This is a genomic window from uncultured Oscillibacter sp., assembly GCF_910584465.1.
In the GTDB taxonomy this organism is placed as follows: Bacteria; Bacillota; Clostridia; order Oscillospirales; family Oscillospiraceae; genus Oscillibacter.
Genome location: NZ_CAJUBK010000056.1, coordinates 1 through 14,234 on the forward strand (window position 1 = coordinate 1; position 14,234 = coordinate 14,234).

The following is a 14,234-nucleotide window of genomic DNA, read 5'->3' on the forward strand; positions in this document are numbered from 1 at the left end:
CGGCGGCGCCGATGGGGCCGGTGATGGGGCCCGCGCCGGCGATGGACGAGAAGTGATGGCCCATCAGGATGGGGGCCTTGGCGGGGACGTAGTCGATGCCGTCCTCCAGGGCATGGGCCGGGGTGGGCTTATCCAGCTCACCGACGCCCCACTGCTTGCACAGCCAGCGGCCATAGAAGATATAGCCGACGACCAGCACAGCGACGCTGATGATGAGAAGTACTAATCCGTTCATGAAAACACTCTCCCTCTTTCATGATCTTGTTTTGGGGGATCCTCTCCCCCGGGGTCATTTGGAGGCGAAATTGGCCTCCAGGGTCTTGCGGGCCCCCCTCCCGGCTGGATTGGAGAGGAAGCTCACGGTGGAACATTCCATTGCTGCTATGTGATACTCCATCCAGCCATGGAGTGCCAGCCTGAAATTCTTGTGGAAGCGGGTCTTCTTCAGGACCTTCTTCGCCTCCGGGTCGATGACCCCCGCCAGGACCACCAGGGTGACGAAGGAGCTCATATGCTCCTTATGGGGCCGGATCTGCGCCAGGCCCGTCTCCAGGGCCCGGGCGGTCAGCTCCCGCGCCTGGGCGGCGTCCAGACGGTCGGTCAGGTAGAAGTAAGTATAGTCGTGCTGCTCGGTGGCGTAGAACTGCTTATCCCGGCGGACGAGGTAATGCTCGTCTCGGAGGAAGTAGTGGGCCATGGCGGGCCACGTCCCGCCCTCCGACGGCACGTCGCGGGTGACGTCGTAATTGTGGGAATAGGCGTTCAGCAGCTTCTCGAAGCATGCCTGAGGGGTCATCTCCATAGCGTCCTCCGATCCGTCCCTCCGGGACCGCCGTCCCTCCAGGGACGGCGATGGAGGGGGCGCCCCCTCCATGGGGATCCCGAGACCCCCAGCTTGCAGTGGCATTATACACCCGCCTCGGCGATTTGTTAAGAGGGTTTGAGCAAATTTGTGTACAATTTGTGAATAAGGACGAAAGGATCGTGAGTTTTGCCAGGGGATGCGCGGGCATATGGAAAAAGCAAGCGGCATACTGCACAAAAAACACCGTCATCCTTTGGAAGAGATGACGGCGTTTTTGTCGAAAAGATCCCCTGGGATCAGTCGTGCAGGGTGTTGATGAGGTGCTTCATGTGGATGCTCATGGCGTACCGGGCCCCGGCCTCGTCCCGCTGGAGGAGGAAGTCCAGGATCATCCGGTTGTCCCCCAGGGCGATGTCCTGCATCCGCTGGCGGCTGGGGGAGATCTGCAGGATCTCGTCCACGGCGCTGTTGATGATGGGGTAGAGCCGCCGCATATACTCGTTGTGGGACGCCTTGATGATGGCCCAGTGGAACTCCTGGTCCGCCAGGGGCCAGTTGCCCCCCTCGGCGGCGATGCGCTCCACCCGGGCGGCCTTCTTGCGGATCTGCTCCAGCTCGTCGTCGCTGGCCCGCTGGCAGGCCAGGGCCACTGTGGCGGGCTCGAAGATCAGGCGCATCTCGAAAAGATCCTTGGCCCGGACCCGGGAACGGATGCCCGCCAGGGCCGTCAGGTCCACCCCCGGGGCCGGGAGGTCCCCGGCGACGAAGGTCCCCTTCCCCCGCTGGATGTCCAGCACGCCCTGGGCCACCAAGAAGGAGATGGCCTCCCGCAGGGTGGTCCGGCTGACCCCCACGGCCTCGCTGAGCTCGTTCTCGTTGGGCAGCTTGCTGCCGGGGGGATAGCGGCGCTCCTCCACGATCCATCCATAAAGCCGGTCCGCCGTCTGCTCCGACAGTTTGGCGCGTTTGCCTTCCATAGACGTTCCTCCATCCTCCGGCGGGGCTGCCGGGCGTTCTCGAAAGATCGGGCGATATCTGTACTATAACGCCTCCCTCCAAAAAAAACAAGGAAGGACTTGACAGCAGACCAAAGTTCGTATAAAATGACATCATACAATGGACGGATATACTAGACAACATGACCGCCGTCCCCGGAAGGAGGCCCCGCCGTGACTGCCGCCGAACGCTTCCCCCACCGGCTGACCATCGTCACCGGGCACTACGGCACCGGGAAGACCGAATTCTCCGTGAACCTCGCCCTGGCGCTGGCCGGGGACGGGGAGCGGACCGCCCTGGCGGACCTGGACATCGTGGACCCCTATTTCCGCAGCCGGGAGCGCCGCGACCTGCTGGAGGCGGCGGGCGTCCGCCTGATCGCCTCCCCCCAGTCCTGCGCGGACGCGGACGTGCCCGCCCTCCCGGCGGAGCTGCTGTCCGTGCTGGAGGATCGGACGGTCCGGGGGGTGCTGGACGTGGGGGGCGACCCCTCCGGGGCCAGGGTGCTGGCCCGCTGGCGGGCCAGGCTTTTGCGGGAGGACTGCCAGGTCCTCTACCTCGTCAACGCCAGCCGGCCGGAGGTCCGCTCGGCGGAGGGCACCGTGGAGTACCTGCGGGGCATCGAGGCCGTGACGGGCCTGCCCTGCACGGGGCTGGTGAACAACACCCACCTCTGCGGCGAGACCACGGCGGAGGTGGTCCGCGCCGGCGCGGACCTGGCGGAGGAGGTCTCCCGGAGGACCGGGATCCCCGTCGTCTGCCATGCGGCGGAGGAGCGGCTGGCGGACCAGCTGGCGGACCTGCCGCTGTTCCCCATCGAGATCCGGATGAAGAGGCCCTGGGAATGATGGGGACGGATGAGGACAAGGAGACAAAAAGGAGATAAAAGGAAAGGAGATCATGCCCCATGGCGATCCATCTCACCTTCCGCCAGGACCGGTGCAAGGGATGCGGGCTCTGCGTCACCGCCTGCCCCAAGCACATCCTGGCCCTGGACGGAGGCACCAACGTGAAGGGCTACCACCCCGCGTCCTGCACGGACGAGGCCGCCTGCATCGGCTGTGCCAGCTGCGCGAAGATGTGCCCCGATTCCATCATCACCATCCATAAAGACTGAAAGGAGCCGCGTCCCATGAAACGAGAGATCTGGAAGGGCAGCGAAGCCATCGCTGAGGCCGCCATCCGGGCGGGCTGCCGCTGCTTCTTCGGCTATCCCATCACCCCGCAGAACGAGATCCCCGAGTACATGTCCCTCCACATGCCCCGCAGCGGCGGCGTCTTCGTCCAGGCCGAGTCCGAGGTCGCCGCCATCAACATGGTCTACGGCGCGGCGGCGTCCGGCGTCCGGGCCATGACCTCCTCCTCCTCTCCCGGCGTCAGCCTGAAGCAGGAGGGCATCAGCTATATGGCGGCGTGCCAGCTGCCCGCCGTGGTGGTCAACATGATGCGGGGCGGCCCCGGCCTGGGCTCCATCCAGCCCGCCCAGGGGGACTACTACCAGGCCACCCGGGGCGGCGGCAACGGCGACTACCGCACCATCACCCTGGCCCCCGCCAACATCCAGGAAGCGGCGGACCTGACCCAGGAGGCCTTCGACATCGCCGACCAGTACCGCAACCCCGTGGTGCTCCTGGCGGACGGCCTCATCGGGCAGATGATGGAGCCCATCGTCTGGAAGGAGCGCACGCCCCGCCGCCTGCCGGAGAAGACCTGGGCCGCCTGCGGCCGGGGGGAGCGGGAGCACAGCAACTTCATCACCTCCCTCCTGATCGACGCCCCCTCCTGCGAGGCCCACAACCTGGAGCTGGCCCGGAAGACGGCGGAGATGGAGGCCAACGAGTGCCGCTGGGAGGAGATCATGCTGGAGGACGCCGAGGTGGTCTTCGTGGCCTACGGCACGCCCTCCCGCGTGGCCCAGACCGCCGCGGAGGGGCTGCGGGGCCAGGGCGTCAAGGCCGGCGTGTTCCGCCCCATCACCCTGTGGCCCTACCCTTACGCCCGCCTGCGGGAGATCGCGTCCCAGGAGAGCGTGAAGGTGGTGCTGGACGTGGAGATGAGCCTGGGCCAGATGCTGGACGACGTGCGCCTGGCCGTGGCCGAGCGCAAGCCCGTCCGGTTCTACGGCCGCTGCGGCGGTTCGATCCCCGGCGTGTCCGAAGTCGAGCAGGCGGCGCTGAGCGCCTGGAAGGAGGTCCGGTGAGATGACGGCGATCTATGAGAAGACCAAGGGCCTGCAGGACACGGAGCTCCACTACTGCCCCGGCTGCAGCCACGGCATCGTACATAAGCTGATCGGCGAGGTCCTGGAGGAGATGGGGGCCCTGGGCACGGCCATCGGCGTGTGCCCGGTGGGCTGCGCGGTGTTCGCCGGGAACTACTTCTCTTTCGACACCATCGAGGCCGCCCACGGCCGGGCCCCGGCGGTGGCCACCGCCGTGAAGCGGACCCATCCGTCCCAGCCGGTGTTCACCTACCAGGGCGACGGGGACCTGGCCTCCATCGGCGCGGCGGAGATCGTCCACGCCGCCATGCGGGGGGAGAAGTTCACCACCATCTTCATCAACAACGCCATCTACGGCATGACCGGTGGGCAGATGGCCCCCACCACCCTGATCGGACAAAAGGCCACCACCGCCCCCCTGGGCCGCACGAAGGAGCAGGCGGGCATGCCCATCCGGGTCGCCGAGCTGCTGGCCACCCTGGACGGCTGCGTCTACGCCGAGCGGGTCTGCGTCACCGATATCCCCCACCTGAACAAGGCGAAGAAGGCCCTGAAGAAAGCCTTCGCCCGGCAGATGGCCGGGGACGGCTTCACCTTCATAGAGGTGCTGGCGGCGTGCCCCACCAACTGGGGCATGGAGATCGCGGAGGCCAACCAGTGGCTGATGGAGCATATGGCCGCGTACTATCCCCTGGGCGTCATCAAGGATACGGAGGCGATGTGAGATGAAGAAGGAAGTCATCCTGTCCGGCTTTGGAGGTCAGGGCGTGATGTCCATCGGCAAGAACCTGGTGGAAGCCGCCGTGGAGGAGGATCTGGAGGCCTCCTGGGTGCCCTCCTACGGCCCCGAGATGCGGGGCGGCACCGCCAACTGCACGGTCATCATCAGCGACGGGCGCATCGGCGCGCCCCTGGTGGAGCGCCCCAGCGAGGTCATCGCCATGAACCGGGCCGCCCTGGCCAAGTTCGAGGGCTCCGCCGCCCCCGGCGGCACGGTGTTCGTCAACAGCAGCATCGTCCCCGACAAGGTCCGGCGGGACGATGTGAAGGCCGTGTACGTGCCCTGTGACGAGATCGCGGCGGAGCTGGGCAACGCCAAGGTGGCCAACATGGTCATGCTGGGGGCCTACGTCGCCGCCACGGGGGTGCTGAAGCCCGAGACCATCGAGCACATGATCCAAGAGATGTTCACCGGGGCCAAGGCGAAGCTGGTGCCTCTGAACCTGGAGGCCCTGCACCGCGGGATGGCCTGCGGCGCTCCCGCCTGACGGGCGGTCCGGCGCGTCCTTTTGGGGGAGGGGCTCCGCGCCCCTCCCTTTTTGCCGCTTTGCCGCTTGACTTTGCCGGGAGGCGGGCATATAATCGTTCAAAGTGAGAAACCGGGCCCCGGCCCGGCGCCGGGGGCCCGTCCCCCCAATAACGAAGGATAGGAGTGTCCATCATGCTGGATATCAAGATCACCAAGACCGCCGCGCCCAAGGCGAAGCCCGCCGACGAGAACAAGCTGGGCTTCGGCAAGATCTTCACCGACCACATGTTCGTCATGGATTACACCGCCGGCGAGGGCTGGCACGATCCACGCATCGTCCCCTACGCGCCCTTCCCCATGGATCCCGCCACCGTCGTCTTCCACTATGCCCAGGAGCTGTTCGAGGGCATGAAGGCGTACCGCACCGCCGATGACGTGGTCCAGCTCTTCCGCCCCGAGTGCAACGCCCAGCGGATGCAGGACTCCTCCGACCGGATGTGCGTCCCCCAGATCCCCGTGGAGGACTTCGTCCAGGCCGTGAAGGCCCTGGTGGAGCTGGAGAAGGACTGGGTGCCCCATATCGACGGCGCCTCCCTGTACATCCGGCCCTTCGTCTTCGCCACGGACGTCGGCCTCGGCGTCCACGCCAGCAAGCACTATACCTTCTGCATCATCTGCGCCCCCTCCGGCGCGTACTACGCCGAGGGCATCGATCCCGTGCGCATCTACGTGGAGGACGAGTATGTCCGCGCCGCCCCCGGCCTCACCGGCTTCACCAAGTGCGGCGGCAACTACGCCGCCTCCATCAAGGCCGGCGAGCTGGCCGAGGAGAAGGGCTTCGCCCAGGTCCTCTGGCTGGACGGCGTGGAGAAGAAGTACGTCGAGGAAGTCGGCAGCATGAACATCATGTTCAAGATCGACGGGAAGATCTACACCGCCGCCTGCACCGGCACCGTGCTCCCCGGCGTGACCCGCCGCAGCTGCATCGAGCTTTTGAAGGACTGGGGCTATGAGGTCGTCGAGGGCCCCCTGGCCATCGCCGACGTGATGGAGGCCGGCCACGCGGGCAAGCTGGAGGAGGTCTTCGGCACCGGCACCGCCGCCGTCATCTCCCCCGTCAAGGAGCTGGACTGGAAGGGCGACAAGGTCTTCATCAACGGCGGGGAGATCGGCCCCGTCACCCAGAAGCTCTACGACACCATGACCGGCATCCAGTGGGGCAGGATCCCCGACAGCAAGGGCTGGACCGTGCCCGTGTGCAAGGGCTGAGCCGTCCCCCGAGGCCCTCAGCGGCTCAGCCGCTGAGGGCCTCTCCAGCGCCGCGCGGCCGGGCCCGCCTGGGGCCCGGGCTCCCGCGGGCCTGGGGCGGATCGAAAGAAAAATGGGAAAACGAAAGAAAAGGCTTGACAAACATGGGGAGTTCGTGTATCTTATATGTGTTCGCTTCGGACGATTAGCTCAGCTGGCTAGAGCACCTGCTTGACGTGCAGGGGGTCACAGGTTCGAGTCCTGTATCGTCCACCAGGAAAAAGGCACGCCATCCGGCGTGCCTTCCTTTTTAGCGGACGGCTCACGACACGGAAGGGGAGGAGCGGATCCTATGAGGAGATCTGCCTTGGTCACCGGGGCCTCCCGGGGCATCGGGCGGGCCGTTGCCGCCGTCCTGGCGCGGGAGGGCTGGCCGGTGTGCGTCGGTTATTTGGAACGCCGGGACGCGGCGGAGGAGCTCGTCTCGGACCTCCGCGCCCAGGGCCGCGCCGCCATGGCCTTCCAGGCGGACGTGGCGGACCGGGCCGCGGTGGAGGCCATGGTGCGGGCCGCGGAGGAGGCCCTGGGGCCGGTGGAGCTGCTGGTCAACAATGCCGGGATCTCCCACCAGGGGCTGTTCCAGGACTTGGAGGACGAGGCGTGGGACCGCCTCCTGGCGGTGAACCTGACGGGGCCGCGGAACGCGGTCCGGGCCGCCCTGCCCCATATGCTCTCGGAGAAGCGGGGGTGCATCGTCAACATCTCCTCCATCTGGGGCCTCCGGGGCGGGAGCTGCGAGACGGCCTATTCCTGCACCAAGGCGGCCGTCATCGGCCTGACCCGTTCCCTGGCGCTGGAGCTGGCCCCGTCGAAGATCCGGGTGAACTGCGTGGCGCCGGGGTGCATCGAGACGGATATGGTCCGGGCCCTGGGCAGGGAGACGCAGGCCATGCTGGTGGAGGAGACCCCCCTGGGCCGCCTGGGGAGGCCGGAGGACGTGGCGGAGGCCGTGGCCTTCCTGGCCTCGGAGCGGGCGGGGTTCATCACCGGGCAGGTGCTGACCGCCGACGGGGGGTTCATCGTATGACAGCGGGGCATGAGAAAGAGGGAGGCCGTCCGGCCTCCCTCTCAGAGTGCCGAAAAAGGAGAGGGGACTTCCTCGGCGGGAAGGGAGAGAGCTACGAGAGGGACCCAGGAAGGGTCCCTCTCGTTTTTGATCGATAAGTTTCCAGGACTTTCAAAAAGCCCTGAAAACTTGCTCAGCCTGTCGAAAATGCCTTTTCGACAGGCTGAGAGGGAGGCCGTCCGGCCTCCCTCTCTTAGGTCGTCTATGTCGCCGTCACTGGTATCGGTACTGCTTCCCGGTGTACTGCTCGATGCAGCTGAAAAACAGGTCCCGGTCCCGGAACTCCAAAAGCTTGCAGTCCTCCTCCTCATGGAAGGACACGACGCGGCGGCGGGTATCGACCCAGACGCGCCACAAGTTCTCCGCGGTTTTGCTCTGCTCCATAAGGGGGGCTCCTTCCTGTCTTTGATCATGGGATCGTGTCTATAGGATAGACGATTCGAAGGGCGGTTTTGTTTCACTCTTTTGGAAAATTTTCAAAAAATTTTTCAGCCCGCCCGCTCCGCCGCCTCCTGCGCGTCCATCCCGGCGGCGATGTCCGCCCGGAGCGCCTCCCACTCCTCCGGGTGCTCCACGTAGTACAGCGGGCAGAGCTTCCCCGTCACGTCGTAGTGCCGGATCACGTCCTCCTCCGGGTCCAGGCGGAACGCCCGGCACAGCCACGCCGTCAGTTCCACCACCCGGGCGCGGGTCACCGGGGACCACTCCCCCGTCCCGTCCGGGTGGCAGACCTCCACGGAGACGGTGTCCCCGTTCCTGCCGTTCGAGGCGTAGGCGATCTCCGTCAGGGGGACGCACTGGAGGACCTCCCCCTCCAGGCCCACGATGAAGTGGCTGGAGGCGTAGGTCTCCAGGGCCCCGTCCGCCAGGGACTCGAAATAGTCCCGGTTCGCCTGGGCGGTGGTGCCGGGGTTGCCCACGTAGTGCAGGACCACGCCCCGGACCTTTTTCAAGGGCTCGCCCGGGCGGGACCACTCGTTCACGTCCAGCAGGTCCCGGACCACGTACGCCGGGAGGTCCTCCTCCGCCCGGGCGGGCAGGGAGGCCCGGCCGGTCAGCCGGACGGCGGCCGTGATGAGCACCGCCGCCGTCAGGGCCGCCAGGACGGCGCAGAGCCGGAGGATCCTCAGCCGTCCGTCCGCCCCGCCGCGTCTCCCTGCCATAGGTCAGTAGGAATACTCGGGGTGGACCGCCGAGGACGCGGGGGAGACGGCATCCGCAGGGAGGAGGCCCTCCTTGCGATACCCGATATAGGGATCTTCGTAGGTGTAGGGGATCCTGCCCGCGTCCATGGCGTCCCGCTCCGCCTCGGTCAAGAGGCGGCGGTCCAGGCCCAGGATGCCCAGGTCCTCCAGGGCCTGGATGGTCTCGGTGCAGTACGTGGACAGGCCAATGGACACCCAGTCGCTGTGGGTGTAGTTCTCGCCGTGGCGGTCGCTTTGCCGCAGGGTGAGGTGGTAATACAGCTGGAGCTCGCCGGTGCAGGCGGCGGAGGCGTACTCCTCATAGGTGGGGAGGAACAGCGTCTTCCCGAAGTGCCCGGCCTGGATGTCCCGCCGGACGGCCTCCTCCAGGGCCTGGGCCTGCTGGAGCGTCAGGTCCAGATCCGCCGGCCCCTCCGCCCCCGGGCCGTACAGGCCGCTGAGATGCGCGCCGGTGAGCCGGGAAGCGGCGATGTTGACGTCCTCTCCCGGGGTCACGGTGTCGAAGATGTTGGCCTCCTGGATGTCCGGGTCCGACGCCAGCCTGGCCAGCATTTGGGTGATCCCCTCGTTGGCCGCGGCGGGGAACCGGTAGTAGCGGTAGACGGGCCGTCCCTCCGGGTAGCGGTAGGTCAGGTTGAAGGTGATATACGCCTCATCGTCCGTCTCCCGGTCCCGGTCCAGGTCGTCCGCCCGCTCCGTCACGAGGATGGCGGCGTCCAGGACCTTCAGCATGACGCCGGGGTCCGACACCGTGGCGCCGGCGCCGCGGCCGTAGGAGCCATGGAAGTTGACGGTGAGGCTCTCCAGCTCCCCGGCGGAGGGGACCCAGCCCTCCACGCCGAAGGGGTCGGCGGCGATGACGCAGCAGATGGCCGCGGCGGCCACGGCCGTCCCCAGCACGCCCCTGCGGCTGCCCTGGAAGACCCTGAGGGACTTGGCCAGCAGCATGGAGGCGATGTAGTAGCCCACGATCCCGGCGATGGCCATGCACACGGCCATGGGGACCGGGTCGGCGCACTGGCCCTCCTGGAAGAGGTCCGCGCAGATGAGGGCGTACAGCAGCGCCCCGCCGGACACGGCGGCGCAGAGGGCCACGCCGTAGCGGAAGATGGGCTTCATCCAGCCCACGGCCACCACGTCCCCGGCGCACTCGCTCCTCCGGCGGCGGTACAGCGCCCAGGCGCACCCCAGGAGGACCACGCCCACCAGGGCGTACACGGCGATGAGCCAGCCGTTGGTCAGTTTGACCCACAGCAGGTCCCCGTTTTCGATCCAGCCGTCGGCGGTGACGATCTGCTCATATTGGCCCTGGACGCCCACATGATCCACCAGATGGATCGTAGGGCTGAGGAAGGACGCCGCGCCCCGGTAGGTCTCGTCCACGCCGAAGTAGAACATGTTCATCAGCATGGTGATCAGCCACTCGGCGAAAAAGCCCAGGAACTGGAAGATGAAGTAGAACGCGGCGAAGGCGAAGGGGTTCCCGGTGACGAAGACCACCGCCGTGGCCGCGGCGAAGTAGAACAGCGTCTCCCCCAGGACGCCCAGGGTGGTCACCAGGACCCCCACGGGCTCGAAGGTCCCCGACGCCAGGGAGATGACCACCAGCAGCCCGCCCACGACGGCGTAGGGGATCAGCATCATGGCCATGCCGGAGAGGAAGCTGGTGGTGAAGAGGCCCTTCCGGGTGATGGGCAGGGAGTGGTACAGCCCCACGCTCCGGGGGTTGTACAGCCAGCCCCACACGGCCAGGGCGCACAGGGCGGCGTAGATCAGGGAGATGACGGGCACGCCGTAGGCCAGGGCCGCGTAGTAGAGCTGCGTGACCTCCAGGCCCTGCCCGGCGTAGGAGCGGAAGCCCTCGTCGATCAGGCACATCAGCAGGTACAGGGGAGCCAGCGCCCCCAGGGCCGACGCGCCGCCCCACAGGGGCCAGAAGCGCGTGAGGTCCTTCTTGAACAGCGTCGGATTAAAGAACGATGTCTTTGACCGCATAGTCGGCACCTCCCAACTCGTAGATGAAGATCTCCTCCAGCGTCAGCGGCACGGCGTCCACCAGCATGGGGCCGTAGGTCGCCAGGAGGGTCTGGGCGTCCCCCGCGCTCATGCGCATGATGAGGGTGTGGATGCGCCCCACCTGGGAGGCGTGGAGGACCGGCAGGCCCTCCGGGACGCCGCCGCCGTCCTTGAAGACCACCTGGAGCTTGACCATGTTGTCCTGCAATTGGGCCAGGGACCGCTCCAGCAGGACCCTGCCGTGGTCCAGGATGCCCACGTGGTCGCACACGTCCTCCAGCTCCCGCAGGTTGTGGGAGGACACCAGCACCGTGGTCCCCCGCTGGCTGACGTCCCCCAGGACCAACGACCAGACCTGCCGCCGCATGACGGGGTCCAGCCCGTCCACCGGTTCGTCCAGGATCAGGTAGTCCGGCATGGCGCTGAGGGTCAGCCAGAAGGCGGCCTGCTTCTGCATCCCCTTGCTGAGGCGGCGGAGCTGGCGCTTCTCGTCGATCTGGAAGACCTCCTTCAGCTTCTCATAGCGCTCCATGGAGAAGTGGGGGTAGAACCCCCGGTAGAACCGGCACATGTCCCGGATGCTGGCCTGGGGGAAGTAGTACCAGTCGTCGGCGATGGCGGCGACGCGGGACTTCAGGGCCTCGTCCTCCCAGATGGGGGAGCCGTCGATGGAGAGGGAGCCCTCGTCCTGGCGGTAGATGCCGGTGAGGCAGCGGATCAGGGTGGATTTCCCCGCGCCGTTGGGCCCCACCAGGCCGTAGACGCTCCCGGCGGGGACGCTGAGCGTCACGCCGTCCAGGGCGGCGAAGCCGTCGAAGCGCTTGACGGTGTTCTCGACTTGGATCATCGTGTTCCCTCCTTCTGGGTCCCGGCGGGGACCCCGCCGGACGGCTCTCCCTCAAGGAGAGCCGTGAGCTCCCCTTGTGTGACGCCGAGGTAGCGCAGCTCGGCCACGAGCTCCCGGGCCTTCTCCCAGAGCTCCTGGCGGCGGGCCGTGTCGGCGCCGGTGTCCCCGGTGGCGAAGCTGCCCTTGCCGGGGACGGAGTAGATGTACCCCTGGCCCTCCAGCTCGTTATAGGCCCGCTGGATGGTGTTGGGGTTGATGGACAGCTGGGTCGCCAGGGCGCGGACCGACGGGAGCTTCTCGTCGGCAGCGATGGCGCCGGTGACGATCAGCTTCCGCAGCCCGTCCATGATCTGCTCGTAGATGGGCCGGGAGTCCCGGTAATTGAGGCTGATCACCGCATATACCTTCCCTTCCGCGGCGGAGGCCCGCCGCAACTGTAGTGGACTGTATTAACTGTATTAATGAAATTAACACAGCCGGGCAGGTTTGTCAAGGGGGCTTGCAAAAAAGAGCGAGTCGTGATAAGGTGGGACCATCCTTTAGATCAGATAGGAGGCGGGGAGATGGAGAAGGTGATCCTGCTCCGGGGCAGCAGCCTGGATGAGGTGAACGGATACCTGGAACAGGGCTGGAGCGTCAAGATGCTCAAGACGGTGAACGACGCCACGACCAGCCGATTTTATGCCTATGCCGTGCTGGAGAAGCCGAACGAGACCTGAGGAGAGCTCTTTTTTGGGGTTTTTTCAAAAATCCCCTTTACAACGGCAGGCCCCTGTGGTACAGTTAACGAGTCCGCCCAGCGGACAGAACGACCGCCCCCAAAGCTTTGTCCCGTGGAAGTTCACCGGCCCGGAGCACAGTTTTGCGGGGGACATCAAGGAAAGGTGGAAACCACTATGCTCCGCAAAGAAGAAAAGACCGCGATCATCAACGCCAACCGCACCCACGAGTCCGACACCGGCTCTCCCGAGGTCCAGATCGCCATCCTCACCGAGCGCATCAACGTCCTCACCGAGCACATGCGCCAGAACCCGCAGGACAAGCACTCCAACCGCGGCCTCCTGAAGATGGTCGGTAAGCGCCGCAGCCTCCTGGACTACCTCCAGAAGAAGGATGTGGAGCGTTACCGCGCCCTCATCGCGAAGCTGGGCATCCGTAAGTGAGACGCGAACAGGGCGGCGGACACTCGCCGCCCTGTTTTCCGTGTAGCGATCCCATCCACCCCGCCGGGGGCCGTTGCTTTTTGTGTTTGAAAGATCGCCCGGGACGGGCCGGACGACCTTTCAAATACGAAAAGGACTGCTCCCGGACGACCGATGATAATGAAAAGGAGCGTATCTATGTCTACCATCATCACCCAAAGACAGTTCCCCCACTACCGCAAGTATGAGATGGACCTGGCGGGCCGCCCCCTGACCCTGGAGGTCGGGAAGCTGGCGGAGCTGGCCAACGCCGCCGTCATGGTGGGCTATGGCGACACCCGCGTGCTGGTGTGCGTCACCGCCTCCGCCCGGCCCCGGGACGGCATCGACTTCTTCCCCCTCAGCGTGGACTTTGAGGAGAAGCTCTACTCCGTGGGCCGCATCCCCGGCAGCTTCAACCGCCGGGAGGGCCGCCCCGGCGAGAAGGGCGTCCTGACCAGCCGGGTCATCGACCGGCCCATCCGCCCCCTGTTCCCCCACGACTTCCGCAACGACGTGTCCATCATGGCCACCGTCATGAGCGTGGACCACGACTGCTCCCCCGAGATCTGCGGCCTGATCGGCGCCTCCGCCGCCCTGGCGATCTCCGACATCCCCTGGAACGGCCCCGTGGGCGCGGTGAAGGTGGGCCTCGTGGACGGCAGGCTGGTCCTCGACCCCACCAGCGAGGAGCGCAAGGTCTCCGACCTGGACGTGACCGTGGTCTCCACCGGCAAAAAGGTCGTCATGATCGAGGCCGGGGCCAACGAGGTGGACAACGACACCATGTTCAAGGCCATCCAGATGGCCCATGAGGAGAACCAGAAGCAGGTCGCCCTCATCGAGCGGATGGTCGCCGAGATCGGCAAGGAGAAGTTCGACTACCCCCACGCCGACTTCGACGAGGAGCTGTTCGAGAAGATCGTCGCCGCCACCATGGACGAGGCCAAGGCCGCCATGGACACCGACGACAAGAACGTCCGGGAGGCCCGGTGGAACGTCCTGGTCGAGAAGTGGCACGAGCTCTTCCTGGACGAGTACCCCGAGATGGACAAGTACCTGGACGAGATCACCTATAAGTTCCAGAAGAAGATCGTCAAGGCGTGGCTGCTGGAGGGCCACCGCGTGGACGGGCGGCAGCGCAACGAGATCCGCCCCCTGGGCTCCGAGGTGGGCATCCTGCCCCGGGCCCACGGCTCCGGCCTGTTCACCCGCGGCCAGACCCAGGTGCTCTCCGTGGTCACCCTGGACACCCTCTCCGCCAACCAGAAGCTGGACACCATCTGGGAGGAGACGGAGAAGCGCTATATGCACCACTACAACTTCCCCGGCTACTCCGT

The 14,234-nt window shown here is 66.3% G+C and carries 17 protein-coding genes, 1 tRNA gene and 1 pseudogene; 11 read left to right on the plus strand and 8 right to left on the minus strand.

What is annotated here, in order from left to right; translation table 11 throughout:
• The 3 genes from QZ332_RS11020 to QZ332_RS11030 form a co-directional block, all read right to left on the minus strand.
• Positions 1 to 235 (minus strand): carbon starvation CstA family protein (locus QZ332_RS11020; RefSeq protein WP_295765300.1); only part of this gene is annotated, 235 nt, incomplete at its 3' end.
• Positions 236 to 289: 54 nt separating this feature from the next.
• The gene (locus QZ332_RS11025) at positions 290 to 802 is read right to left on the minus strand and encodes a hypothetical protein (RefSeq protein WP_295765303.1); all 513 of its coding nucleotides are present in this window, start codon (positions 800 to 802) and stop codon (positions 290 to 292) included.
• Positions 803 to 1,101: 299 nt separating this feature from the next.
• Positions 1,102 to 1,782: a FadR/GntR family transcriptional regulator gene (locus QZ332_RS11030; protein ID WP_295765305.1), complete on the minus strand. Its 681-nt coding sequence runs from the start codon at positions 1,780 to 1,782 to the stop codon at positions 1,102 to 1,104.
• A 192-nt stretch (positions 1,783 to 1,974) separates the two neighbouring features.
• Here QZ332_RS11030 and QZ332_RS11035 point away from each other — a divergent pair, with 192 nt between their 5' ends.
• The 8 genes from QZ332_RS11035 to fabG all read left to right on the plus strand — a co-directional run bounded on the left by QZ332_RS11035 (position 1,975) and on the right by fabG (position 7,606).
• Complete coding sequence (locus tag QZ332_RS11035) at positions 1,975 to 2,649, plus strand: hypothetical protein (protein ID WP_295765307.1); 675 nt, start codon at positions 1,975 to 1,977, stop codon at positions 2,647 to 2,649.
• A gap of 59 nt (positions 2,650 to 2,708) precedes the next feature.
• Positions 2,709 to 2,918: a 4Fe-4S dicluster domain-containing protein gene (locus tag QZ332_RS11040; protein WP_295765310.1), complete on the plus strand. Its 210-nt coding sequence runs from the start codon at positions 2,709 to 2,711 to the stop codon at positions 2,916 to 2,918.
• A gap of 15 nt (positions 2,919 to 2,933) precedes the next feature.
• Positions 2,934 to 4,001 (plus strand): 3-methyl-2-oxobutanoate dehydrogenase subunit VorB, encoded by a 1,068-nt coding sequence (vorB, locus tag QZ332_RS11045; RefSeq protein WP_295765312.1) that lies wholly within the window; start codon positions 2,934 to 2,936, stop codon positions 3,999 to 4,001.
• Between the two features lies 1 nt (position 4,002).
• Positions 4,003 to 4,746, plus strand: coding sequence for a thiamine pyrophosphate-dependent enzyme (locus QZ332_RS11050; RefSeq protein WP_295765315.1), 744 nt, complete (start codon positions 4,003 to 4,005; stop codon positions 4,744 to 4,746).
• 1 nt (position 4,747) lies between these two features.
• Positions 4,748 to 5,290: a 2-oxoacid:acceptor oxidoreductase family protein gene (locus QZ332_RS11055; RefSeq protein WP_295765317.1), complete on the plus strand. Its 543-nt coding sequence runs from the start codon at positions 4,748 to 4,750 to the stop codon at positions 5,288 to 5,290.
• A 173-nt stretch (positions 5,291 to 5,463) separates the two neighbouring features.
• A complete protein-coding gene (locus QZ332_RS11060; protein ID WP_295765321.1) occupies positions 5,464 to 6,540 on the plus strand; it encodes a branched-chain amino acid aminotransferase in 1,077 nt (358 codons plus the stop codon).
• Between the two features lie 178 nt (positions 6,541 to 6,718).
• Positions 6,719 to 6,795 (plus strand) — tRNA-Val (locus QZ332_RS11065).
• Positions 6,796 to 6,871: 76 nt separating this feature from the next.
• Entirely contained in the window at positions 6,872 to 7,606 is a 735-nt protein-coding gene (gene fabG, locus QZ332_RS11070) for an elongation factor P 5-aminopentanone reductase (protein ID WP_295765324.1), read from the plus strand.
• A gap of 252 nt (positions 7,607 to 7,858) precedes the next feature.
• Here the strand turns inward: fabG and QZ332_RS11075 are convergent, their stop codons facing one another.
• The 5 genes from QZ332_RS11075 to QZ332_RS11095 form a co-directional block, all read right to left on the minus strand.
• On the minus strand, positions 7,859 to 8,029 hold the full coding sequence (locus QZ332_RS11075; RefSeq protein ID WP_295765327.1) for a hypothetical protein: 171 nt from the start codon (positions 8,027 to 8,029) through the stop codon (positions 7,859 to 7,861).
• A 104-nt stretch (positions 8,030 to 8,133) separates the two neighbouring features.
• Positions 8,134 to 8,808 (minus strand): N-acetylmuramoyl-L-alanine amidase family protein, encoded by a 675-nt coding sequence (locus QZ332_RS11080; RefSeq protein ID WP_295765329.1) that lies wholly within the window; start codon positions 8,806 to 8,808, stop codon positions 8,134 to 8,136.
• A gap of 3 nt (positions 8,809 to 8,811) precedes the next feature.
• Positions 8,812 to 10,845: a hypothetical protein gene (locus QZ332_RS11085; protein ID WP_295765332.1), complete on the minus strand. Its 2,034-nt coding sequence runs from the start codon at positions 10,843 to 10,845 to the stop codon at positions 8,812 to 8,814.
• Positions 10,820 to 11,713, minus strand: coding sequence for an ABC transporter ATP-binding protein (locus tag QZ332_RS11090; protein WP_295765335.1), 894 nt, complete (start codon positions 11,711 to 11,713; stop codon positions 10,820 to 10,822). Before QZ332_RS11090 ends, QZ332_RS11085 begins: the two co-directional genes overlap by 26 nt.
• Positions 11,710 to 12,108: a GntR family transcriptional regulator gene (locus QZ332_RS11095; RefSeq protein WP_295765339.1), complete on the minus strand. Its 399-nt coding sequence runs from the start codon at positions 12,106 to 12,108 to the stop codon at positions 11,710 to 11,712. The genes QZ332_RS11090 and QZ332_RS11095 overlap by 4 nt, the downstream gene beginning before the upstream one ends.
• Before the next feature lie 168 nt (positions 12,109 to 12,276).
• On the opposite strand from QZ332_RS11095, the gene QZ332_RS11100 reads away from it, so the two are divergent.
• From QZ332_RS11100 to QZ332_RS11110, 3 genes and pseudogenes are all read left to right on the plus strand, one after another.
• Complete coding sequence (locus tag QZ332_RS11100; protein ID WP_295765341.1) at positions 12,277 to 12,432, plus strand: hypothetical protein; 156 nt, start codon at positions 12,277 to 12,279, stop codon at positions 12,430 to 12,432.
• A 177-nt stretch (positions 12,433 to 12,609) separates the two neighbouring features.
• Positions 12,610 to 12,876 (plus strand): 30S ribosomal protein S15, encoded by a 267-nt coding sequence (gene rpsO / locus QZ332_RS11105; RefSeq protein WP_295765344.1) that lies wholly within the window; start codon positions 12,610 to 12,612, stop codon positions 12,874 to 12,876.
• Positions 12,877 to 13,053: 177 nt separating this feature from the next.
• Positions 13,054 to 14,234 (plus strand): annotated as a pseudogene (locus QZ332_RS11110) (polyribonucleotide nucleotidyltransferase); the annotation flags it as partial.